The sequence below is a fragment of the Bradyrhizobium sp. OK095 genome (assembly GCF_900109945.1).
Lineage (GTDB): Bacteria > Pseudomonadota > Alphaproteobacteria > Rhizobiales > Xanthobacteraceae > Bradyrhizobium.
The window spans coordinates 99,551-121,886 of sequence record NZ_FOBX01000006.1 but is presented as its reverse complement, the minus strand read 5'-3'; the positions used below and the strand labels follow the sequence as shown (position 1 = coordinate 121,886).

Annotated in this window: 22 protein-coding genes and 1 pseudogene; 8 read left to right on the top strand and 15 right to left on the bottom strand. The window is 63.8% G+C overall.

Annotated elements, in window-relative coordinates; genetic code table 11:
• The first annotated feature begins 73 nt into the window (after window positions 1–73).
• Both BMW89_RS17240 and BMW89_RS17235 read left to right on the top strand, forming a co-directional pair.
• On the top strand, window positions 74–1,096 hold the full coding sequence (locus tag BMW89_RS17240; RefSeq protein WP_092028190.1) for a TRAP transporter substrate-binding protein: 1,023 nt from the start codon (window positions 74–76) through the stop codon (window positions 1,094–1,096).
• Window positions 1,093–2,973, top strand: a complete 1,881-nt coding sequence (locus BMW89_RS17235; protein ID WP_092028189.1) for a TRAP transporter large permease — start codon at window positions 1,093–1,095, stop codon at window positions 2,971–2,973. Before BMW89_RS17240 ends, BMW89_RS17235 begins: the two co-directional genes overlap by 4 nt.
• Before the next feature lie 39 nt (window positions 2,974–3,012).
• On the opposite strand, the gene BMW89_RS17230 is transcribed toward BMW89_RS17235, so the two are convergent.
• The 3 genes from BMW89_RS17230 to purQ all read right to left on the bottom strand — a co-directional run bounded on the left by BMW89_RS17230 (window position 3,013) and on the right by purQ (window position 5,605).
• A complete protein-coding gene (locus BMW89_RS17230) occupies window positions 3,013–3,750 on the bottom strand; it encodes a tetratricopeptide repeat protein (RefSeq protein ID WP_092028188.1) in 738 nt (245 codons plus the stop codon).
• 185 nt (window positions 3,751–3,935) lie between these two features.
• Window positions 3,936–4,907, bottom strand: coding sequence for a tripartite tricarboxylate transporter substrate binding protein BugD (locus BMW89_RS17225; protein ID WP_092028187.1), 972 nt, complete (start codon window positions 4,905–4,907; stop codon window positions 3,936–3,938).
• Window positions 4,904–5,605 (bottom strand): phosphoribosylformylglycinamidine synthase subunit PurQ, encoded by a 702-nt coding sequence (purQ, locus tag BMW89_RS17220; RefSeq protein WP_092028186.1) that lies wholly within the window; start codon window positions 5,603–5,605, stop codon window positions 4,904–4,906. Before purQ ends, BMW89_RS17225 begins: the two co-directional genes overlap by 4 nt.
• A 168-nt stretch (window positions 5,606–5,773) precedes the next feature.
• Between purQ and BMW89_RS17215 the strand changes: the two genes are divergently transcribed.
• Window positions 5,774–6,790, top strand: a complete 1,017-nt coding sequence (locus BMW89_RS17215) for a magnesium and cobalt transport protein CorA (protein ID WP_092028498.1) — start codon at window positions 5,774–5,776, stop codon at window positions 6,788–6,790.
• Window positions 6,791–6,797: 7 nt separating this feature from the next.
• Here BMW89_RS17215 and BMW89_RS17210 read toward each other — a convergent pair whose 3' ends face one another.
• From BMW89_RS17210 to purC, 3 genes are read right to left on the bottom strand one after another with little or no spacing between them, the layout of a single operon-like run.
• On the bottom strand, window positions 6,798–7,031 hold the full coding sequence (locus BMW89_RS17210; RefSeq protein WP_092028185.1) for a hypothetical protein: 234 nt from the start codon (window positions 7,029–7,031) through the stop codon (window positions 6,798–6,800).
• 9 nt (window positions 7,032–7,040) lie between these two features.
• Window positions 7,041–7,283 carry a phosphoribosylformylglycinamidine synthase subunit PurS gene (purS, locus tag BMW89_RS17205; RefSeq protein ID WP_092028184.1) on the bottom strand — a complete coding sequence of 81 codons (243 nt, stop codon included), beginning with the start codon at window positions 7,281–7,283 and terminating at the stop codon, window positions 7,041–7,043.
• Between the two features lie 13 nt (window positions 7,284–7,296).
• The gene (gene purC / locus BMW89_RS17200) at window positions 7,297–8,064 is read right to left on the bottom strand and encodes a phosphoribosylaminoimidazolesuccinocarboxamide synthase (RefSeq protein WP_177196110.1); all 768 of its coding nucleotides are present in this window, start codon (window positions 8,062–8,064) and stop codon (window positions 7,297–7,299) included.
• Window positions 8,065–8,395: 331 nt separating this feature from the next.
• Here purC and BMW89_RS17195 point away from each other — a divergent pair, with 331 nt between their 5' ends.
• Together BMW89_RS17195 and purB are read left to right on the top strand one after the other, a co-directional pair.
• Window positions 8,396–8,719: a DUF1476 domain-containing protein gene (locus tag BMW89_RS17195; RefSeq protein WP_092028182.1), complete on the top strand. Its 324-nt coding sequence runs from the start codon at window positions 8,396–8,398 to the stop codon at window positions 8,717–8,719.
• A gap of 85 nt (window positions 8,720–8,804) precedes the next feature.
• Entirely contained in the window at window positions 8,805–10,244 is a 1,440-nt protein-coding gene (purB, locus tag BMW89_RS17190; protein ID WP_244547613.1) for an adenylosuccinate lyase, read from the top strand.
• 105 nt (window positions 10,245–10,349) lie between these two features.
• Here purB and BMW89_RS17180 read toward each other — a convergent pair.
• Window positions 10,350–10,511, bottom strand: a pseudogene (locus tag BMW89_RS17180) (cyanase); the annotation flags it as partial.
• 118 nt (window positions 10,512–10,629) lie between these two features.
• Between BMW89_RS17180 and BMW89_RS17175 the strand changes: the two are divergent.
• The gene (locus tag BMW89_RS17175; RefSeq protein WP_092028180.1) at window positions 10,630–10,977 is read left to right on the top strand and encodes a hypothetical protein; all 348 of its coding nucleotides are present in this window, start codon (window positions 10,630–10,632) and stop codon (window positions 10,975–10,977) included.
• Window positions 10,978–11,117: 140 nt separating this feature from the next.
• Here the strand turns inward: BMW89_RS17175 and cynS are convergent, their stop codons facing one another.
• The 4 genes from cynS to BMW89_RS17155 all read right to left on the bottom strand — a co-directional run bounded on the left by cynS (window position 11,118) and on the right by BMW89_RS17155 (window position 14,925).
• Complete coding sequence (cynS, locus tag BMW89_RS17170) at window positions 11,118–11,600, bottom strand: cyanase (RefSeq protein WP_092028179.1); 483 nt, start codon at window positions 11,598–11,600, stop codon at window positions 11,118–11,120.
• A 16-nt stretch (window positions 11,601–11,616) separates the two neighbouring features.
• Window positions 11,617–12,540: an ABC transporter ATP-binding protein gene (locus tag BMW89_RS17165; protein WP_092028178.1), complete on the bottom strand. Its 924-nt coding sequence runs from the start codon at window positions 12,538–12,540 to the stop codon at window positions 11,617–11,619.
• 5 nt (window positions 12,541–12,545) lie between these two features.
• The gene (ntrB, locus tag BMW89_RS17160) at window positions 12,546–13,388 is read right to left on the bottom strand and encodes a nitrate ABC transporter permease (RefSeq protein WP_092028177.1); all 843 of its coding nucleotides are present in this window, start codon (window positions 13,386–13,388) and stop codon (window positions 12,546–12,548) included.
• Between the two features lie 157 nt (window positions 13,389–13,545).
• Window positions 13,546–14,925 carry a CmpA/NrtA family ABC transporter substrate-binding protein gene (locus tag BMW89_RS17155; RefSeq protein WP_092028176.1) on the bottom strand — a complete coding sequence of 460 codons (1,380 nt, stop codon included), beginning with the start codon at window positions 14,923–14,925 and terminating at the stop codon, window positions 13,546–13,548.
• A gap of 160 nt (window positions 14,926–15,085) precedes the next feature.
• On the opposite strand from BMW89_RS17155, the gene BMW89_RS17150 reads away from it, so the two are divergent.
• On the top strand, window positions 15,086–17,014 hold the full coding sequence (locus tag BMW89_RS17150) for a sigma 54-interacting transcriptional regulator (RefSeq protein ID WP_092028175.1): 1,929 nt from the start codon (window positions 15,086–15,088) through the stop codon (window positions 17,012–17,014).
• Between the two features lie 6 nt (window positions 17,015–17,020).
• Here BMW89_RS17150 and BMW89_RS17145 read toward each other — a convergent pair whose 3' ends face one another.
• The 3 genes from BMW89_RS17145 to BMW89_RS17135 all read right to left on the bottom strand — a co-directional run bounded on the left by BMW89_RS17145 (window position 17,021) and on the right by BMW89_RS17135 (window position 19,661).
• Window positions 17,021–17,899: a sulfurtransferase gene (locus BMW89_RS17145; protein WP_092028174.1), complete on the bottom strand. Its 879-nt coding sequence runs from the start codon at window positions 17,897–17,899 to the stop codon at window positions 17,021–17,023.
• 71 nt (window positions 17,900–17,970) lie between these two features.
• Window positions 17,971–19,083 (bottom strand): acyl-CoA dehydrogenase family protein, encoded by a 1,113-nt coding sequence (locus tag BMW89_RS17140; RefSeq protein WP_177196109.1) that lies wholly within the window; start codon window positions 19,081–19,083, stop codon window positions 17,971–17,973.
• Between the two features lie 35 nt (window positions 19,084–19,118).
• A complete protein-coding gene (locus BMW89_RS17135) occupies window positions 19,119–19,661 on the bottom strand; it encodes an OsmC family protein (RefSeq protein WP_092028496.1) in 543 nt (180 codons plus the stop codon).
• Between the two features lie 246 nt (window positions 19,662–19,907).
• Between BMW89_RS17135 and BMW89_RS17130 the strand changes: the two genes are divergently transcribed.
• Window positions 19,908–20,558 carry a TetR/AcrR family transcriptional regulator gene (locus BMW89_RS17130; RefSeq protein WP_092028172.1) on the top strand — a complete coding sequence of 217 codons (651 nt, stop codon included), beginning with the start codon at window positions 19,908–19,910 and terminating at the stop codon, window positions 20,556–20,558.
• Window positions 20,559–20,634: 76 nt separating this feature from the next.
• On the opposite strand, the gene BMW89_RS17125 is transcribed toward BMW89_RS17130, so the two are convergent.
• Window positions 20,635–22,203 (bottom strand): bifunctional AfsR/SARP family transcriptional regulator/alpha/beta hydrolase, encoded by a 1,569-nt coding sequence (locus BMW89_RS17125; protein WP_092028171.1) that lies wholly within the window; start codon window positions 22,201–22,203, stop codon window positions 20,635–20,637.
• Window positions 22,204–22,336 lie beyond the last annotated feature (133 nt).

Here is a 22,336-nt window from a genome sequence, read left to right as displayed (position 1 = left end):
AAAAGCCTGCGCGCGGCAATGAGCACGTGCGCCGACAAAGGCGCCGCACAAGATCATCAAGGGAGGACCAACGATGTCGGGCAAGGGCCACAGGATTTCACGGCGCAACTTCATGGTGGCGGCCGCGGCCGTTCCGCTGGTCGCGATTCGCACCAGATCGGCGCAGGCGGCGGAGTTCGAATACAAGCTCGCTACCGGCCAGTCGCTGACGCAGCCGATCAACACCCGCCTCGATCAGGCCGTGAAGCGGGTCAAGGAAGCGAGCGGCGGCCGGCTGGAGATCAAGTTCTTTCCTGCCTCACAGCTCGGCTCGGACACCGATCTCTTGACCCAGATCCGCAGCGGCGGCGTCGATTTCCTCAACATCGCCGGCTCGGTGCTGTCGACGGTGGCGCCGATCGCCGGCATCGCCAATGTCGGCTTCGCGTTCTCGGACTACGGCCAGGTCTGGAATGCGATGGATGGCGATCTAGGCAAGCTGATCGCGACCCAGATCGAAAAGACTGGCGCGCTGGTGATCGCCAAGCCCGCCGACAACACGTTCCGGCAGATTTCGTCGTTCACCAAGCCGATTAGGACGCCGGCCGATCTCGCCGGTTACCGCATCCGCGTGCCGGTGTCGCCGATCTTCACCTCGCTGTTCAAGTCGCTCGGCGCCAACCCGACCTCGATCAACTTCAACGAATTGTATACTGCGTTGCAAACCCATCTTGTCGACGGTCAGGAGAACGGACTTGTCACCATCGAGGCCGGCAAGATCTACGAGGTGCAGAAATACATCTCCGAGACCAACCACATCTGGGATCCGTTCTTCATCCTCGGCAACCGCCGCTCTGTGAAGGCGCTGCCCGACGAGTTGCAGGCGATCGTGCGGCGCGAATTCGACCTGGCCGCGATGGAGCAGCGCGCGGACACCGCAAAGCTCAATCTGACGCTGAAGGACCAGCTGATCGCCAAAGGCATCACCTTCGAGGTCTCCGACAAGGAGGCCTTCCGCAAGGAGCTGTCGGCCGCCGGCTTTTACAAGGAATGGCGCGGTAAGTTCGGCGAGGACAATTGGAAGACGCTGGAGGCCGCGGCCGGAGCGCTGGCATGAGCGCGGCGATCGGCATGCCGGAAACGGTAACGCTCGGCGAGGCGCGACCGTTGCGCGGACGCTGGCTGGAGCAGTCGCTGCGCTGGCTGGTGGAGATCCCCGCGGCGATCGCTGTTGTCGCCGAGGTCGTCATCCTGTTTGCCGGCATCGTCGCGCGCGGACTCTTCCACCGGCCGATCATCTGGACGGACGAGCTGGCGTCGATCCTGTTCCTGTGGCTGGCGATGCTCGGCAGCGCGATTGCCGTGCAGCGCTCGGCGCATATGCGCCTGACCTTCTTCACGTCGTATCTCTCGCCGCGCGCCGAGGCCTGGGCATCGACGCTCGCCGCCGGCGGCGTCGCGCTGTTCCTCGCGATCATCCTGCATCCGGCGCTGGATTATGTGGAGGACCAGGCCTTCGTCGAGACGCCGGCGCTCGGCTGGTCCGGCATGGTCCGTGCCGCGGCGATTCCGGTTGGCTGCATTATCGCGCTCGTCAGCATCTGCCTGACGCTCGTCAAGCGATCGGCGAAAGACCTGCTTGCCGTCGCCGTCCTGTTCGCGGCGATTGCCTGCGTACTCTATCTCGCAGGTCCCTCGCTGAAGTCGCTCGGCAACTGGAACCTGCTGATCTTCTTCGTTGGTCTGCTCGGCTGCGCCGTGATGGCGGGCGTGCCGATCGCGTTTTCCTTCTGTCTGGCGACCGTCGCTTTCCTGCTGACCACGACGCGGACGCCGCTGCTGGTCGTGGTCGGGCGGATCGACGAGGGCATGAGCTCGCTGATCCTGCTCGCGGTGCCGTTGTTCGTGCTGCTGGGACAACTGGTCGAGCAGACCGGCATGGCGCGCGTCATGGTCGCGTTCCTGGCGTCGGTGCTCGGCCATGTCCGCGGCGGGATGTCCTACGTGATGTTGGGCGCCATGCTGCTGGTCTCGGGCATCTCCGGTTCCAAGACCGCCGACATGGCGGCGATTGCCCCGGTGTTGTTTCCCGAGATGCGTAAGCGCGGCATGAAGGATGGCGAGCTGGTGTCGCTGCTCGCGGCCTCAGGTGCGATGAGCGAGACCATTCCGCCGTCGATCGTGCTGATTGCGATCGCCTCCGTCACTGGCGTGTCGATTGCGGCACTGTTCACCGCCGGCATCCTGCCGGGGATCGTGCTGGCGATCGTGCTTGCCTTCGTCGCGCGCTATCGGGCGGGCGCGGAGGAGAATGCCGCGATCAAGGTCGCGCGCGCGCCGATGTCGGTGGTGGCAAGGACATTCTGGGCCGCGCTCCCGGCCCTGGCCTTGCCGTTCCTGATCCGCAGCGCGGTGGTCGAGGGCTTTGCGACCGCGACCGAAGTCTCGACCATCGGCATCGCCTACTGCCTTGTGCTCGGCCTGATCATCTATCGCGGCAGCCTGGTCTGGAAGAACGTGCTGCCGATGCTGGTGCAGACCGCCTCGCTGTCCGGCTCGATCCTGTTCATCGTGGGGGCTGCGAGCGCGATGGCCTGGGCGCTGGCGCAATCCGGTTTCTCGCATGATCTGGCGGCGCGCATGGCCGGCGTGCCCGGCGGCACTTACGGCTTCCTGCTGATCTCGGTGGTCGCCTTCATCGTGCTCGGCAGCGTGCTGGAGGGCATCCCGGCCATCGTGCTGTTCGGCCCGCTGCTGTTCCCGGTGGCAGCAACGTTCGGCATCAACGAGGTGCACTATGCGATGGTGGTGATCCTCGCCATGGGCCTCGGCCTGTTCGCCCCACCGTTCGGCCTCTGCTACTACGCCGCCTGCATCATCGGCGGTGTTCCGCCGGATGCCGGCATGCGCAGGATCTGGATCTATCTCGCCTGGCTGTTCCTGGGCCTGCTGCTGATTACCTTCGTGCCCTGGATATCGCTGGTGTTTCTATGAGGCTCCCAACCTGAAGCGATTCTGCTTGGCACATCCCGCTCAGGCCGAGATCTGCTTTTCCGCGATCGACAGCCACTCGGCCTGCGCGTCACGCAGATATTTTGGGGCGCGGCGCATCTGGATCAGCAGCTCGTTGAAGACCATTCGCGCCTCGGCGCTGCGGCCGACCATTTGCAGCAGCATGCCGTAGCGCACCCGCGCTTCGGCGCCCGGGAAATAGCCGGCGACGGCGTGATATTCCTCCAGCGCCTCATCCAGCCGGCCGACTTCGGCGAGTGCGCGGGCATAGAGCAGATGCGCGTCGGCGGAGTCGAAATCCGGCCATTGCTTCTGAAGGTTGTCGAGCGTCGCCAGTGCATCGGCCGGGCGCTTGGCGGAAAATTCGGCTTGCGCCTTGCCGAGTGCATAGGCGGGATCGTGGCCCATCGGAAGCTTGAGGATGTGGTCATAGTGCTGCTCGGCTTCGCCATAGCGGCCGACCTTCGCGCACTCCTCGGCCAGCGCCGCGCGGTTGGCGATGGTGTCGGTGCCGGCCAGCCGGTCGCACAGCTCGCGATAGCGCTTCTCGGGATCGAGGCGGTTGGCAACGCGCTGGCGCGCCTGCCGCGCGCCGGGGCTGGAAAACCATTCCGGCGCGAGCTCGACCGCGATATATGCGAGCGCGCCGATCAACGGCACCATCAGGATGATGAAGGCCCAGGGCTGCAACCGCCCGGTTCGCGACGCGTGATAGATCAGCGAGATATCGAGCAGCAGAACGACCAAAGCGACGGGCATGTGACATCCAGGAGCACAACGGCAGCGCAGGCTTCCTGATATCGCAACTGTCGCGATGAAACAACTTTGAGTTGCTCACCTCCGCAGAAATCTGCGACCCCGGACGCGCACGCCTTGATGGCGACGAGGAGTCAGTCGTCTCGAACGCGATCGAGGTTCACGAGATCGCAGCCGAAAGACAGCAATTACTTGGCGTCGTCCGCCAGCATTTTCCGGTACTTCTCGACGTCGCGCGTCACGAGCTTCTGAAGCAGCTCCGGCGTGTGCTCGTCGGGATCGGGCGCAACGGTCGAGAGCTCGCCAAAACGCTTCTTCACCGCGTCGGTCTCGACCGCGGTACGCGCTGCTGCATTCAGCTTGGCGATGATGGCCGGCGGCGTGCCCTTCGGCGCAAACAGCCCATTCCAGCCCTGCGCCTCGAATTCGGGGAGGCCCGCTTCAGCTGACGTCTGCAGATCGGGAAGTGTCGCAAGCCGCACGGTCGAGCCGACCACGAGCCCCCGCACCAGCTTCTCGTTGACCGATTGCGACACCGAGGCCGCCGCATCGCAGACGCCGTCGATCTGGCCGCCGATCGCATCGGTGAGCGCGGGCGCAGCACCGCGATAGCCCACCAGCGTCGCATCGATGCCGGCGGCGGTGACGAAGCTCTTGCAGATCAAATAGTTCGACGAGCCGACGCCGGCATGGCCGAGATTGATCTTGCCCGGATTGGCCTTGGCGTAGGCGATGAACTCCTTGAGGTCCTTCGCCGGAAAGTCCTTGCGGATCGCAATGATGCCGAACGTCTTCGCCACCATCGCGATCGGCACGAAGGAGTCGGGCGTGAACGGCAGCTTTGGGTAGATCGTGTAGGTCGCAGCATTGGTGCCGGCATTGCCGATCGCGATGGTGTAGCCATCAGGTTCGGCGCGGGACGCACGTGCCAGCGCCGTCGAACCGCCGGCCCCCGCAACGTTCTCGATCACGATGGTCTGGCCGAGCGCGATGCCCATCTGCTCGGCGACCGTGCGCGCGATCACGTCCGAGGTGCCGCCGGCCGCGAACGGCACGATCATGGTCACAGGACGTTTTGGGAAATCCTGCGCGAACGCGGCCGTTGCAAACGCAAGCGCAGCGATGGCGGCCGACAGCCGCTTCAGCACAAACGAGATCACGCGGCCTTTTCCAGATGAGCAGTGAGGCCGGCGAACAGGCCGCGGCCGTCGGTGCAGCCCATGATGTCTTCGACGTGGTTTTCGGGATGCGGCATCATGCCGAGCACATTACCCTTGTCGTTGACGAGGCCGGCGATGGAATGCGCAGCACCATTGATGTTGTGGCTCTCGTCGACCGCGCCGTCGGCCGAGCAATAGCGATAGAGCACCCGCCCCTCGCCTTCGATGCGCTTGATGGTCTCTTCATCCGCCTCGTAATTGCCCTCGCCATGCGCAACCGGCACGCGGATCACCTGGCCGGCATTGTAGCCGCGGGTGAACGGGGTGTCGGAACGCTCGACCCGCAGATGCACATCCTTGCAGATGAACTTCAGCCGCGCATTGCGCATCAGGACGCCCGGCAGCAGGCCGGACTCGCAGAGGATCTGAAAACCGTTGCAGACGCCGAGCACGAGGCCACCCTTGGCCGCATAGTCGCGCACCGCATCCATCACCGGCGCACGCGCGGCGATTGCGCCACAGCGCAGATAGTCGCCATAGGAGAAGCCGCCGGGCACGACCACGAGATCGGTGCCTGCGGGGAGCGAGGTTTCGGCGTGCCAGACCATCGCGGGCTCGTTGCCGGAGATCAGCCTCAATGCGCGCGCCATGTCGCGCTCGCGATTGATTCCGGGAAAGACGAGGATGGCGGCTTTCATGGTTCGGGTTCCGGCGATGACGGGAATCGGGCTGGCCCAAAGGGCCAATTCGTCAAGAGACATAGCCATTTGACGGGGATTTTACCAGTGCTAGCCTTGCCGGGCGCCCTTGTACACAGGCCATAGCCACGGCTCGTCTGCCCAACGATTTTGCCCGGGATGGAAGCCATGAATGTCCCGTCGTTGCCCACATCTCCTTCAGAACCGGTGCCCGCCGAGGGCGTCGTCGCTGCCGGTGCCTATGTCGACGGCCGGCGCGTTGCCAATATCGCCATCAGCGAGGCCTCGGGCTGGCGGGCCAAGCCCGGCCACGTCGTGTGGATCGGGCTGCACGAGCCCGACATGGCGCTGCTCGGCGCCGTGCAGAAGCAGTTCGACCTGCACGATCTCGCCATCGAGGACGCCAACAACGCCCATCAGCGGCCGAAGATCGAGCAATATGGCGAGGCCCTGTTCATCGTGGCGCGCACCGCGCAGCTGATCGAGGGCCGCATCGCCTTCGGGGAGACGCACATCTTCGTCGGCGAAGGCTATCTGGTCTCGGTGCGCCATGGCGCCTCGACGTCCTACACGCCGGTGCGCGAACGCTGCGAAAGCTGCCCGCGGGCGCTGGCGCGCGGCGAGGATTACATCCTCTACGCCATCCTCGATTTCATCGTCGACAATTACTCCCCGGTGCTGGAGAGCATCCACGAGGAGGTCGAGGGTATCGAGGACGACGTGCTCTCCAAGCCGATCAGCAAGGCGCAGATCGAGCGGCTCTATATGCTGCGCCGCGACCTGTTGCGGCTTAGAACCGCGATCGGCCCGCTCGTGGAAGTGTGCCGCCGGCTGGAGCATGACGAACTGGCGATGGTGCGCGCGACCATGCAGCCGCTGTTCCGCGACGTCACCGACCACGTCCGCAACATCCAGGAGCGCATCGATTCCATGCGCGAGGTGCTGGCCTTTGCGTTCGAAGCAAGTCTGCTGGTCGGCCAGGCGCAGGAGACGGCGGTGTCGAAGAAGCTCGCCTCATGGCTTGCGATCCTCGCCGTGCCGACCGCGGTCGCCGGCATCTACGGGATGAACTTCAAATACATCCCCGAGCTGCAATGGGAATACAGCTACTTCGTCGTGATGGGGATGATGGCGCTCACCTGCGCCGGCCTGTACTGGCGCTTCCGCCGCGTGGGGTGGCTGTGAAGCCGATTTATTGCGCGGGAACTTCGTTTAACTCGAGTCTGCGCTCGATATGATCAAACCTCATGTCAGAACGTCCGAGTATCCCGTAAACGTTCTGGAGGTCCTGCTGCATTGAAATCTGATGGCCTCGGAGCGCGTTCAGTTCGGACTTGATCTCGTCGATCTTGTGATCAACGCGATCGAGCCTCTGCCGCACTTGCTTAAGACCCTCAAAGATCAACTCGTTGCTGACCTCGGCCATTGCAAGCTCTCAGCCTTTCATCTCGATCGCATAGTTCTCGATCACGGTATTCGCCAGCAGCTTGTCGGCGGCGTCCTTCAACGCCGCCTCCACCTTGGCCTTGTCCGCGCCGGCGAGCTCGATGTCGAACACCTTGCCCTGGCGGACGCTGGCGACGCCGTCGACGCCGAGCGACTTCAGCGCGCCTTCGATGGCCTTGCCCTGCGGATCGAGGATGCCCGTCTTCAAGGTAACGGTGACACGTGCCTTCACGTCAAGTTCCTCTTCAGCTCTTCACAAGCACCGGGCCGGAGCCCTGCGGACGCTCGTTCTCCATGAGGATGCCGAGACGCTTGGCGACTTCCGTGTAGGCCTCGAGCAGGCCACCGAGGTCACGGCGGAAACGGTCCTTGTCGAGCTTCTCGTTCGACTTGATGTCCCACAGACGGCAGCTGTCCGGCGAGATCTCGTCGGCGACGATGATCCGCATCATGTCGTTCTCGAACAGCCGGCCGCACTCCATCTTGAAGTCGACGAGGCGGATGCCGATACCGAGGAAGAGGCCGGTGAGGAAGTCGTTGACACGGATGGCGAGCGCCATGATGTCGTCGATCTCCTGCGGCGTCGCCCAGCCGAACGCGGTGATGTGCTCTTCCGACACCATGGGGTCGTTGAGCTGGTCGTTCTTGTAGTAGAATTCGATGATCGAACGGGGCAGCTGCGTGCCCTCTTCGATGCCGAGGCGCTGCGACAGCGAGCCGGCGGCGACGTTCCGCACCACCACTTCCAGCGGCACGATCTCGACCTCGCGAATCAACTGCTCGCGCATGTTGAGGCGGCGGATGAAGTGGGTCGGCACCCCGATGTCGTTGAGGTGCTGAAACAGGTACTCCGAGATCCGGTTGTTGAGGACACCCTTGCCCTCGATCACCTGATGCTTCTTCGCATTGAACGCGGTCGCGTCATCCTTGAAGTGCTGGATCAGGGTACCGGGCTCGGGACCTTCATACAGAACCTTTGCCTTGCCTTCATAAATGCGACGCCGACGGCTCATGGGGATGTACCGTGTTTTGTTGAAATCCATGTCTTTGGTGTGCTCCGGTTGACTAGAACGACGACACACAGCGGAGCTGCCGTGAACGGCCTGGAGCCCGTCTGGAACCCAAGGAAAGACCAAGGAAACAGAACAGGAACCGAGCCTCAGGCAACCTATCTGATTGGCCGTCCCAGTACAATCGATCCGGCTCATCCGATGCCAACTTATACCGCCTTGCCTGCGGCTTAACGGCTCGTTGTTTTGCCGATTCGTGCCCCCTATCTAGGCATGCGCCGGGGCCCTCGCAACGAGGGCCTCCCGGTCCGGCCAGCAGGGAATTGGACAAGGCATGAGCAATTTCGACAAGCGCGAGGAAGGCTTCGAGAAGAAGTTCGCCCTCGACGAGGAGCAGAAGTTCAAGGCGGAAGCCCGCCGCAACCGTCTGCTCGGCCTGTGGGCAGCCGAAAAGCTCGGAATCACCGGCGAAGCCGCCACCGCCTATGCCAAGGAGGTCGTCGCGGCTGATTTCGAGGAAGCCGGCGATGCAGACGTCCTGCGCAAGGTCATGGGTGATTTCGCCGCCAAGAGCGTGGCGATCACCGAGCAGGCGATTCGCGCCAAAATGAGCGAATTGATCGCGGTCGCGGCTGCCGAGGTGAAGGCCGGGAAATAAGCCGACGGGGAGCGGCGAATGGCGGGGCAACCCCCGTTCGCCGCTCGCTCCATAACAGCTTGCAGACAGCCCCGGGCGATGCCAAATGAGCGGCATGTCCCAGGATCATATCTCAAACGTCCTCGCCGAACGCTATGCCTCGCCCGCCATGCGCGCCATCTGGAGCGGTGAAGGCAAGGTCCGCCTCGAACGTGACTACTGGATCGCCGTCCTGAAAGGTCAGCGCGATCTCGGCATCCCGGTGCCGGATGGCGTGATCGAGGCTTACGAGCGCGTGAAGGACCAGGTTAACCTTGAGTCCATCATGCGCCGCGAGCGCATCACCCGCCACGACGTCAAGGCGCGCATCGAGGAGTTTTGTGAACTCGCCGGTCACGAGCACCTGCACAAGGGCATGACCAGCCGCGACCTCACCGAGAACGTCGAGCAGCTCCAGGTCTACCGCGGACTGCAGCTGATCGAGACCAAGACCATCGCCGCGCTGATCCGTTTTGCGAAACACGCAAAACAGCTCCGCGACATGCCGTTCACGGCCCGCACCCACAACGTGGCCGCGCAGGTCACGACGCTCGGCAAGCGCATCGCCATGTTCGGCGAGGAGTTGCTGCTGGCGCATCAGAGCCTCGTCAATGTGCTCGACACCTATCCCGCGCGCGGCCTGAAGGGCGCGGTCGGCACGCGGCTCGACCAGATCACCCTGTTCAACGGCGATGCCGGCAAGGCCCGCGCGCTCGAGCAGCAAATCCTCAAGCACCTCGGCCTGCCCAAGAGCTTCGATGCCGTCGGCCAGGTCTATCCGCGCAGCCTCGACTTCCGTGCGGTGAGCGTGCTGGTCGATCTCGCCAGCGGTCCGGGCAGCTTCGCCAAGACCTTGCGCCTGATGGCCGGCTATGAACTCGCCAGCGAAGGTTTTGCCAAGGGCCAGGTCGGCTCGTCCGCGATGCCGCACAAGATGAACAGCCGCTCCTGCGAGCGCATCAACGGCCTGCATGTGGTGCTGAAGGGCTATCTCGCGATGGCCGCCGGCCTCGCCGGCGATCAGTGGAACGAGGGCGACGTCTCCTGCTCCGTCGTCCGCCGCGTCATGCTGCCCGATACCTTCCTCGCCATGGACGGCCTGCTCGAGACCCTGCTCTCGGTGCTCGACCAGATGGAGATTTTCGACGCCGTCGTCGCGACCGAGCTGAACCGTTATTTGCCCTTCCTGCTGACCACCACGGTCATGATGGAAGCGGTGAAGAAGGGTGCCGGCCGTGAAGGCGCGCACGAAGCCATCAAGGAGCACGCGGTCGCCGCCATTCGCGACCTGCGCACCGGCAAGATCGTGCAGAACGACCTCTTGCAGCGTCTCGCCGCCGATCAGCGTCTCGGCCTCGGCGAAGCCGAACTCCAGCGCGTGCTCGATCACGGCCGCGCCAATTCAGGCGATGCCGGCGCTCAGGTCGATCACTTCGCCGAGCAGGTCGATGCGTTGGCTAAGGCCAAGCCTGAAGCCGCCCGCTACACGCCGGGCGCGATCCTCTGACACATCTCGTCGTCATTGCGAGGAGCTCTTGCGACGAAGCAATCCAGACTGCCGCTGTGGAAAGACTCTGGATTGCTTCGCTTCGCTCGCAATGACGAAAGGGCCTCAGCCTTCCTTGAAGCCATACTCCGGCACGTTGCCGCTGGCGCCGTAATATTTGTACGGCAGGAATTTTCCTGACATCGTGATCTTGACGCGGTCGCCCTTCGGATTGGCGACCCGCTCGATCGCTATGCCGAAGTCGGTCGCCAACATGATGCCGCCGCCCGGCCTGGCTCCAAAAATTTCCAGCCTTGGCAACACCACCTTGTGATCGACCTTTGGTTGCAAATCCAGCAACTAAAATCTAAAATATTATCAACAACAGCATTGAGGGGAGGCGATAATGAACGAAATGGTTGCGAGGCAAATCACCGACCAGGCCCAAGCGGTCCAAACCAAGTCCGCCACCTATACGTGGTACCTCAACGCGTATCAGCTGCACGGCAATCTTTGGCTGTCTTGGCAGACCACCGCGCCGTTCAGGGCCCAGCAGGGACAAATCATGGTCTATTCGGGCCAGTTTTTTCCGCCCAATCCCCAAGACAACGTCAAGCACTGGCAGTGGGATAATATCAGCTCGAGTGGATGGGATACCGGTCTGCCCTATGGCAGCGGCTGGTACTGCGCATGGAATGCGCAACGCAGTCCGAACGGACCTTACGCCTACGCTGTGCAACTCGTTACAAGTTAGCACAGCCGGCGCCGGACTGTTCGTCAAGGAGCCGATGGCTTCGGAGCGCCATACCGGCGCGGATCACTTTCAAGAAGTCGCGACGCCGCTCTCGAAAGCGCGCGTCGCGTCATCGCGACGAAGTTGTGTCGCGCGCCGCCTCAATCCTCTTTGAAGCCATACTCCGGCACATTGCCGCTGGCGCCGTAGTATTTGTAGGGCAGGAATTTACCTGACATCGTAATCTTGACGCGATCGCCCTTCGGGTTCGGCAGGCGTTCCATCACCATGTCGAAATCGATCGCCGACATGATGCCGTCGCCGTACTCCTCCTCGATCAGTGCCTTCCAGGCCGGACCGTTGACCATCACGAGCTCATAGAAGCGATAGATCAGGGGATCGGTCGGCGGCATCGGCATGCCGCGCATCGGCGTTTCGTTGAGCATGGTGGTCTCGGCCTTCGTCAGGCCGAACAGCTCTGCGGCGTTCGCGGCTTGCGGCTTGGTCAGCTTCATCTGGCCGAGGATCGCGCCTGTTATCAGCACCTCGGAATAGCCGCCGATCTGCTCGCAGATGTGCTTCCAGGTCCAGCCCTTCTCGCGCTTGATGTCGAGCAGCTTTTCGGTGAGGTCTTCGCGTTTCATGTCAGGGTCTCCCTTTTTAAGCACTTAATCCGGGATTGGTCCCGGGTATCCAGGCCTGTCGTGGCTCGTCGCCGCTTGATGCGATCGTCAATCCGGGCTTGCCGATGTGGATCACGGGCACGCTGCGCGGATCGTGGTCGGGCGTCTCGGCGACGAATGTCTTGCTGCGCGTCACCAGGAAATCGATGATGTGGTTGCGCAGTGCGTAATAGAGCGGATGGCGGTGCAGGTCGGTGCGGCCGCGATCCCTGGGCAGCGGGTTCTCGACGACCTCGGCCAGCACCGCACCGGGGCCGTTGGTCATCAGAAAGATCTTGTCGGCGAGGTAGATCGCCTCGTCCACATCATGGGTGATCATGAACGCGGTCTGCCCTGTCTCCAGACAAATCCGGCGCACCTCGTCCTGCAGCGTGCCGCGCGTCAGCGCATCCAGCGCCGAGAACGGCTCATCCATCAGCATCATTTTCGGCGTGATCGACAGCGCGCGTGCGATACCGACGCGCTGCTTCATGCCGCCGGACAGCTCGGACGGTCGCTTGTGCTCCGAACCCGTCAGGCCCACGAGATCGATAAAAGTCTGCGCATGCGCCTTAACCTTGGCGCGATCCCACTTCCGCCATTTCGAGCTCACGGCGTACGCGACATTACCGAGCACGGTGCGCCACGGCAGCAGCGCGTGGCTCTGGAAGATCACGGCGCGATCGAGACTCGTGCCCGAGATCGCCTGCCCGTCAACGATGACGACGCCCTCGCTCGGCGCATCGAGGCCGGCGAGGATGTTGAGCACCGTGGTCTTGCCGCAGCCGGAATGACCGATCACGCAGCAAAACTCGCCGCGCGCCATCGACAGCCAGAGATTTTCGAAGACGGTGGTCGTGGCACCGCTCGCGCCGGGATAGCGCTTTGAGATGCCTTCGATGGAGATGAATTTGTCGGTCATGGTCCCTACTCCGGAAACGTGACCATGCGCGTGAAGCGCGCGAGGATCTGATCGAGCAGCATGCCGACGACCCCGATCAGCAGGATCGCGATGATGACGTTGGTGATCGAGAGGTTGTTCCACTCGTTCCAGACGAAGTAGCCGATGCCGGTGCCGCCGACGAGCATCTCGGCCGCGACGATCACGAGCCAGGCGATGCCGATCGAGATGCGCATGCCGGTCAAAATCGTCGGCGCCGCTGCGGGGAGGATCACCGTGAAGGCTCGCCTGAGCGTGCCGACCTCCAGCGTGCGCGCGACGTTGATCCATTCCTTGCGCACGCTCGCCACGCCGAACACGGTGTTGAGCAGCATCGGCCAGATCGAGCAGATGAAGATGACGAAGATCGCCGAGATCGAAGAATCCTTGATGGTGTAGAGCGCGAGCGGCATCCATGCCAGCGGCGAGATCGGCTTCAACACCTGGATGAAGGGATCGAGCGCCTTGCTCAGCAGCGGCGACATGCCGATCAGGAAGCCGAGCGGGATGGCGACGAGCACCGCGAGCAGATAGCCCATGCCGACGCGCGCGATCGAGTAGCCGAGCTGGATGCCGAGCCCCTTGTCGTTCGGCCCGTTGTCGTAGAACGGCCGCCGCAAATGCTCCCAGAGCTTTGCGCCGACGTCGAGTGGGCCGGGCATCGCGGATTTGCCCTGCGTGGCGGTGAGGCCCATCAGCTTGGCGTATTCCGGGCTCATGGCCGTCGTGGGGCCGGCCGAGCGCGTGGCGAGATGCCAGATGCCGAGGAACGCAGCGAGCAGCACGATTGAAACAAGGCCGGCGCGGAGGCGGAGGGACGTAGTGGTCATCTCCCTCTCCCCGTTCTTACGGGGAGAGGGTTGGGGTGAAGGGCTTCTCTCCACATGTGAGATCGTCGAGAGACCTGTACCCCCTCACCCGGATCGCAAGAGCGATCCGACCTCTCCCCGCAAGCGGGGCGAGGTAAAGAGAGCGCGCGCGTTATCATCACGACGCCTTCTTGATCTTGAAGCTGGCGACATAGTCCTCCGGCTTCGCCGGATCGAACGTCTTGCCCATCACCGCGAACGATTTGTAGGCGCTCGTGGGCGGCGTGAGGCCCATCTCGGTCATCAGCTTCCTGGTGTCGGTCGCGAGATAAACCTGCTCGGCGACGGCCTTGTAGTCGACATCGCCCTTGATCTGGCCCCAGCGCTTCATCTGCGTCAGCATCCAGACCGCAAAGGACTGCCAGGGGAACGGATCGAAATCGACGCGCTTGGCGTCGGTCTTCACGCCGCCGAGGCCGTCGGCATAGGTGCCTGTCAAGACCTGCTCCAGCACGGTGACCGGCGCGTTGATGTAGTTGGCGGGCGCGATCGCCTCCGCGATCTGCTTGCGGTTCTCCGCCTTCGACGCATAAGCGGTGGCATCGACGATGGCGCGCGTCAGTGCGGCAAAGCTGTTCGGCGCGGTCGTGATGAATTCGCGGCTGGCGGCGAAGCTGCAGCAGGGATGGCCGTCCCAGATCTCCTTGGACAACAGATGCATGAAGCCGACGCCGTCGTAGATCGCGCGCTGGCAGATGTTGTCGGGCGCGAGGAAGCCGTCGATGTTGTCGGCGCGCAAATTCGCGACCATTTCCGGCGGCGGCACCGAGCGCAGCTGCACATCGGTATCAGGATCGATGCCGTGCTCGGCGAGATAATAGCGCAGCAGATAATTGTGCATGGAATAGTCGAAGGGGATCGCGAACTTCATCCCCTTCCAGTCCTTCGGATCGCGCTTGTCCTTGTGCTTCATGGCAAGCGTGATGCCCTGCCCGTTGATGTTCTCGATCGCGGGCACCGCGAACGGAACTGGATTCGACCCCAAGCCCAACGAGATTGCGAGCGGCATCGGCGCCAGCATGTGCGCGGCGTCGTATTCCTTGTTGATGGTCTTGTCGCGAACCACGGCCCAGCCGGCGGTCTTGACCACGTCGACGTTGAGGCCGTGCTTGGAATAGAAGCCGAGCGGCGCCGCCATGATGATCGGCGTGGCGCAAGTGATCGGGATGAAGCCGACCTTGAGGTCCTTCTTCTCAGGCGTGCCGGCCTGCGCAAAAACTTCGGTCGCGGTCTGAAGCGGGAAAAACTGCGACAGCGCGGCAAGCGCCGTGGACGCCCCGACCGATTTCAGGAAGGCGCGCCGCGCCAAATCCTGCGGAAACATCGCGCGCATCACGGCGGAGGCGACGACGCCCTCGTAGCGCTTCTCCTCGCTCTCGACGGGGTCACAGCGCAGTGCCGTGGCCTGCTCATGCTCCGCCGCAGATTGATGCTGGCCACAGGCACAGCCGGCGCGAAGGCTGCGATCGGGATCAAACGGATTGTCGAAAATGGACATCGAACCTCCTGCGCGTCATTGCAGGAAGGATTACGCAAAGAGCATGCCACCCCCCTTTCGGCCGGCCAGCGCCTTGATGACGCAGCATTTTCGGTCACGCTTGGCGACTACGAAAACTCGTGATATACGAGATTTCGTAGCTCAATTACGAGATTTCGCAATGGCACAGACGCGAATGCTCGTCCACGACGCTGTGGCCCAGGCCATCGACCCGCGGGTCGCGGCATTCGAATCCTCGGTCGAAGCCACACTCCTGGTCGACCCCTTCAGTGACCAGATCGTCGATGCCAATCCGGCCGCATGCACCCTGCTCGGCTACGACCGCGCCCTGTTGCGGCAGACCAAAGCGAGCACGCTACACGCCGGCGAGCTCGCGGCCCTCACCGTCTTCACCCAGGCCGTGCTGCACAAGGGCGCCTACTGGACCACGGCGCTCAATCCCCGCCATGCCACCGGGCAAAATCTCCGGCTGGAATATGCCGGCTGCGTCCTGCCCCATGACGGGCGCACGCTGGTTCAGCTCACCCTCACCGATCTCGAAGCGCGCCGCCGCCGCAATGTCGATGCCGCCGCCGAAGACCATATGCGCAGCGGCATCTCGACCTGGCAGCGGGTCGAGCGCGTCTTCCAGGACATCGAGCGCGAGAACCAGTTGATCCTGCGCGCAGCCGGTGAAGGCATCTATGGCGTCAACGCGGAAGGAAAGACCACCTTCGTCAACCCCGCGGCCGAGCGCATGCTGGGCTGGACCGCCGAAGAGCTGGTCGGCAAGGAAATCCACCCGATCATGCATCACACCCATCATGATGGCCGGCACTATCACAACCATGACTGCCCGATCTATGCGGCGTTCCGCGACGGCGCCGTGCACCAGGTCGACGGCGAAGTGTTCTGGCGCAAGGACGGCTCGCCGGCCTGGGTCGAATATACCTCGACCCCGATCCGCGACCGCGGCGTGGTGGTCGGCGCGGTGGTCGTGTTTCGCGACGTCAGCCAGCGCCGCGAGGCCGACGAGAAGCTGCATGCCGCGCTCACCGAGGTCGACCGCCTGCGCGAACGGCTCGAGCTCGAAAACGCCTATCTCCAGGAAGAAATCCGAATCGAGACCAATCCCCGCGGCATCATCGGCGGGAGCGAGGCGGTCCAGCAGACGCTGCGCCAGGTCAAGCTGGTGGCGCCGACCACTGCGGCGGTGATGATCACCGGCGAGTCCGGCACCGGCAAGGAGTTGATCGCGCGCGCCATCCACGAGGATTCCACCCGCAGCGACCGGCCGCTGATCCGCGTCAATTGCGCCGCAATCCCGCGCGAATTGTTCGAGAGCGAATTCTTCGGCCATGTCCGCGGCGCCTTCACCGGCGCGACGCGCGACCGCATCGGCCGGTTCGAGCTCGCCGATGGCGGCACGCTGTTCCTCGACGAGGTCGGCGAGATCCCGCTCGAATTGCAAGGCAAGCTGCTGCGCGTGTTGCAGGAAGGCAATTTCGAGCGCGTCGGCCAGGAGCGGACCCGCGCGGTCGACGTCCGAGTCATCGCCGCGACCAATCGCGACCTCAAGCAGGAGGTGCAGCGCGGCCGCTTTCGCGAGGACCTCTATTTCCGCCTCAACGTATTCCCGATCGAGACGGTGCCCTTGCGCGAGCGCCGCGAGGACATTCCCCTGCTCGCCCAGCATTTTTTGATACGCGAGGGCAAGGCGTTGAAATCGAATTTGCGCCTCTCGGAAGGCGATGCACGCCGGCTGACGCGCTACGACTGGCCCGGCAATGTTCGCGAATTGCAGAACGTGATCGAGCGCGCCGCGATCCTGTCGCAGAACGGCCGCTTGCGCATCGACCTGCCCGATTCCTCCGGCGCGCAAGCTCCGACCGGCGCGGCGCGGCAAAAGGCCGATGCGCGCCCGGCCGTGATGACGTCGGCGGAGATGCGCGACCACGAGCGCACCAACATTCTCGCCGCGCTAGAGGCCTGCGCAGGAAAAGTCTTCGGCCCCGGCGGCGCGGCCGAATTGCTGGATATCAAGCCGACCACGCTGGCCTCGCGGATCAAGGCGCTGGGGATCGCGCCCCGTCCGCGGGCCCTCGGTTAGCGGCGATCACGCCGCCTTGGTCGTGACCTCGGACGCAATCGGCAGCCCCTGCTCGATCGGCAGCGACGGATCGCGCGACCATTCGTTCCAGGAGCCGAAATACATCCGCACGTCCTTCACGCCGGCGTTCTTCAGCGCGAGGAACGTGTTCGAGGCGCGCGCGCCCTTGAAGCAGTAGAGATAGACCGGCGTGGTGGTCGAGATGCCGACCGTGGCGCACTCCGCAAGAATCTCGTCCTTGGACTTGAAGCGCGGACCTTCGCCGGTCGGCTTCATCATGCGGTACCATTCCAGCCACACCGCGCCAGGGATGCGGCCCTTGCGCGGGCAATAATCCTTGCCATAGGGCGAGGAGCTGTCGCCGATCCATTCGTCGACATCGCGCACGTCGAGGATGGCGATGCCGGGCTTGCCGACGGCGCCGAGCATGGTCTTGGCGTCGATCAGGATCTCGCCCGCTTCAGGCACGATTCCGAAGGAGGCCTTTGCCGGCGCCGGCACGTCCTTCGTCACCGGGAAGCCCGCGCCCGACCACGCGTCAAAACCGCCATGCAGCACCTTGATCTTGGGATAGCCGAGCATGGTGAGCAGGTAGTAGCCGCGGCAGGACTGGCCGAAGCCCGAGTTCATCGACTGTTCGTAGATCACAGCCGTTTCCTTGCCGGAGAGACCGGCGCCGCCGAACGCGTCGGCGAACTTGGTCTTCAGCTCGGCCATGCCTTCCGGCGTCGAGGTCGCAAGGAACGTAAAAATCTCATGCACGTTGACGGCGTTCGGAAGGTGGCCGGCGGCGTAGGCATCGGGATTGCGGGTGTCGATGACGACACACGGTTCGCTCTTCAAGAGATCGGCGAGTTCGACGGCAGTGATCAGGACGTCAGTCATGGCAGCCTCTCCGTTGAGGTTGGGGGTCTCGGGGTCGCGTCTCAGGTTCGTCTTGGGTGGACTCGGTCAACTCAGGAATCGGCGAGCATCTTGCGCAGCTGCTTGGTGGCCGGCGTGACGATCGCGACGAAATAGGCCTCGCGCAGGCGCCGCTGCGCGCGGTGGCTTTTGAGATAGCCGCGCGCGCCACAATGCAGCATCGCCGCATGCGCCGCCGCGACACTGGCCTCGCCGGCGCGAAGCCTGAGCGCAATCACCTTGCGCCAGTAGGTCTCCTCCTCGTTGTAGGGATCGCGCGCCAGCGCCATCGTCTCCGTCTCGAGCTCGGCGGCGAGATCGCGGAAATGCACCGGCTGCTGCGGCAGATAGCGGTTGATGTGGCCGAGGGGATTGTCGACCTCGTCCATGATGTTGATGCAGTCCCGGATGACGCCGAGCGCCATGCCGGCCTGGAGCAGGATGAAGCCGGCGCGGATCTTCTTGACGAAGGGACCGGCGGGATCGGCCAGGATCAGCTCGTCCGGTACGAAGACATCGCGGAACTGCACGCCATAAGTGCCGGTGCCGTCCATCGCGAGGAACGGCTTGCACGGCGTCAGCGTGATCGAAGGGTCCGAGCAGTCGGCGAGAAACATGACGGTGCCCGGCTCGTCCTCCCTTTCGAAGATGGTGCCAAAGTAATGGCCGGGCCCGAGATTGGAGACCCAGGGCAGCGCACCGCGCACGACATAGCCGCCCTCGACCTTGCGCCCTTTCAGCTTCAGCTTCTCGATGCCGAAAAAGCTCTTCATGGGATTGGAGAGCCCGGTGCCGCCGAGCACGCGACCAGTCGAGAAGGCATCGCCGAAGCGCTTTGCGAGTTTCATGTTGGTGGAGTTGGCGGCGTACCAGACCAGCGTGTTCTGGCACCACGCCATGAAGGCTGTCGCCCCGCAGACCTCGCCGATCGCCGCCATCGCCTGGATGGCGCAGCGCAGATCGGCCGGCCCTTCGTGGGGCACGTGACTGCCCCACGCCCCGACCGTGCCGAACGCGCGCAACACCTCGACCGGATAGACCGATCCCTCGTCGATGCCGGCGGCGAGCGGCGCGAGCTGCTCCTTCGCAATCCGCGCCACCTCGCCGGCAATGGACGGTGCGGGCTGATCCAAAATGTCGGCCCGTGATAAAGCCAGTGAACCCATGATCGTCTCCCGCACCTTGTCCTGGTTGTCGTCTACTAGATGCCGACCTCGAGATTGACCGGGCGGGTAAACGTGTTGGCGACCGGCGACCATTGCTTCACATGGGTGACCAGCGCGTTGATCTCGTCCTGCGAGATGCCCTCGCATTCCATGTCGACCTTGACGCGGACGTCGGTAAATCCAACGGGCTTGTCGGAGACATCGCCAGTGCCCCAGACCGCGGTGATGTTGAGGTCGCCTTCGAGCTCGAGCTCGAGCTTGTTGACGATCCAGCCGCGATGCACGGCATTGGCGTGCAGGCCGACCGCAAGGCACGAGCCGAGCGCGGCCAGCGAGGCTTCCGACGGGTTTGGCGCAGTGTCGTCGCCCAGCAGGCCCGGCGGCTCGTCGACGATGTAGGGCTGCAAATTGCGGATGTAGTTGGCGTGGCGGAATTTCCCTTCCGCGACCGTCTTGCATTTCAAGGTCTTGATGACCTTCGGATTGGCCTTGCCGTTGGCGATCAGTTGCTCGAGGCCATTCTTGTCGATGGGCGCGAGGCAACCCGTCAGCACTATCTTTTGAACGACGGCAGTCATCATTTTCTCCCTGGCAGCCGTGGAATCCGGCAGGATACCGAACGGTCTGTTTCCTTGCACGGAGCGTGCCAGAGGAGACGAAAAACAAAAGGCGAGGCATTGGAGCCGCTTAGCCGGCGCTGCCTGCGGATTGATCAGCCGCCGCTTGCTCAAAGGCGATGCAGATGCGTTGTCCCTTGCGAATCTTTTCGGCGCGGAACAGATGCGGCTTGCTGATGCGGCGCGGCTGCGGGTAAGTTCACCACCATGACAAAGACGTCGAAGAAAAAATCCAATTCGCCCCACGCCGGCGCGGGCGAAGACGAGTCCGCGCGCGGGCGCCTCTTGAGCGCCGCGACGCATCTGTTCTGCAAGAACGGCATCAACGCCACCGGCATCGATGCGATCATCGAGGAAGCCGGCACCGCGAAGACCACGCTCTACAAGCTGTTCGGCTCCAAGACCAATCTGGTCAACGCGGTGCTGGAGAGCGAGGGCAAGCAATGGCGCGAATGGTTCATCGGCGCCATGGAGGAAGGCGGCGGCGACGCACAGGCAAAGCTGACGCGCATCTTTCCCGCGCTGAAGAGCTGGTTTGCGGAAGAGCGCTTCTACGGCTGCCCCTTCATCAACGCGGTCGGCGAGCACGACAAGGACGCCAAGCAATTCCGCAACATCGCACTGAAGCACAAGAAGATCGTGCTCGGCCATATCGAGAAGCTTGCCGGCGAGCTCGGATCGAGCGAGCCTGTCGTGCTTGCGCACCAGCTCGGGCTGTTGATCGACGGCGCGATCGTCGCGGCGATGATCTCGCGCGACCCTGGTGTAGCGGATACGGCAGCGCTGACGGCCGGCCCCCTGCTCGGCCAATCGAAGGCGAAGAAGAAGCGCGCGGCGGATCAGCTGGAGGCGGTGTGAGCTCTCTTATCTTGTAGCCCGCATGAGCGAAGCGATATGCGGGACCGTTCCCCGGATATCGCTTCGCTCATCCGGGCTACGGCACTGACCGCTTCGCTTGCGGCAACCCCTTCATGAATTGCTTGATCGCCTCCAGCACCGGCTGCTGATCGCCGGCAAAGAACCAGTGATCACTGCCGTCGAGCTCGACGAACTCCGCACCGGTGATCCGGCTCGCGATATCGCGCCCGGCCGCGATCCGCACGGCCTTGTCGTCCCGCCGGTGCAAGACCAAAGTCGGCACGGTCACCTGCGGCAGGAGATCCCGCACATCGGCATCGCGGAACGCCTCCAGAACCGCCGAGATGCCGCCGGGACTGGAGGCCGCGCGCAACAGCCCTGCCCACCACGCGCGCGCCTGGGGATCATTGGCCAGGCTTGGCGCAAAAGCTTCGATCCCGACCGGGCCGCCCCATTGCGCGATGAGGTGCTTGCTCCACGCGTCATACTGGCTGGCGCGCAACGCGTGCGGATAGTCCTCTGACCAGCAGCCTTTTGCCAGCGCGCCAAACAGAATCAGCCCGGCCACGCGGCGCGGTTCATCGACTGCAAACTTGACGCAGGCCGGCCCGCATTCGGATGCACCAAACAGCACGACGCGCCGCGAGTCCACCGCGCGCAGCACGGTGCCGATATCCTCAGCGGTGACGTCGATGCCTGGCGCCGATCCGACGCGGTCCGACAGGCCGATGCCGCGGCGATCGAAAACGATGAGACGTCCGAGCTTCATCAACGACGCCAGAAACGTCCGGCTCGCGGGATGCTCCCAGCCGCGTTCCACATGCGAGACGAAGCCGGGCATTACCAAAATATCGAGCGGCCCGCTGCCATAGGTCTGGTAGGCCAGATGCACGCCGGCGCCTTTGACATAGCGTGTCACCGGGGCGGCATCACGTAGCGGCGCTGCCGCGGCGTCCATCAGCGCGTCGGTCTCGGCCTCCGGCGCGACCCCAAGCTCATCGCGCAGCCGCTGCGTCAGGGCCGCATGATGCCGCTCCGCAGCACTGCGGTCGCCTGATAGCAGCAGGCTGCGGATCAGATGCCGGCCGTACACTTCGCTCAGTGGATCGAGCTCGACCAGACGTCCCGCATGCGCGCTCGCCGCAAAATGGTCGCCGGCGGCATTCCGGTCCTGCACCAGACGCTCCAGCGCATGCATCAGCCGTCCCCGCAGCGCCTCCCGGCGGAAGAACGCCCAGTCGTCGAATTCGCGACACTCGTCCAGAGCGAAGCCTGCAAGGTAGTCATCCCTGTAGATCCGGCAGGCCTCTTCAAACTCGCCGCGATCGCAGGCGCTCTCGAACAGATGCGTGTCGATCCGCAATTCGACGTCCGGCGACCATCGCAAGCTGGTGCGGTCGGTCTCGAAAACCGGCTGGCCGAGTGTGAGCTCGATACGGTGAAGCAGCCGCCGCAATCGCGCGAGGCCGGTCTCCCGGGGCGTTTCGGGCCACAGCAGCGTGGCCATGATTTCGCGCGCGACGGCGCCCTTGGCCTCGGCGAGATAGACCAGCAGCGCAAGGCCCTTGCGTAAGGCCAGCTTGATCTGGCGACCGTCGGCGTGGACCTCCGGGAACCCGAACGTCCCCAGCGAGAAAGCCGTCATAAAAGTCCTTCCTCCCCGGCAGGCCGCCCCGGGGGACGCGCAGGGGACGGTCCAGCGGGTACGATCGGGCCAGATCGAGCCCGCTCGCTAGCCGGCGGCTCAGGCACCTGCATGCGGCACCGCTGTATCAGGC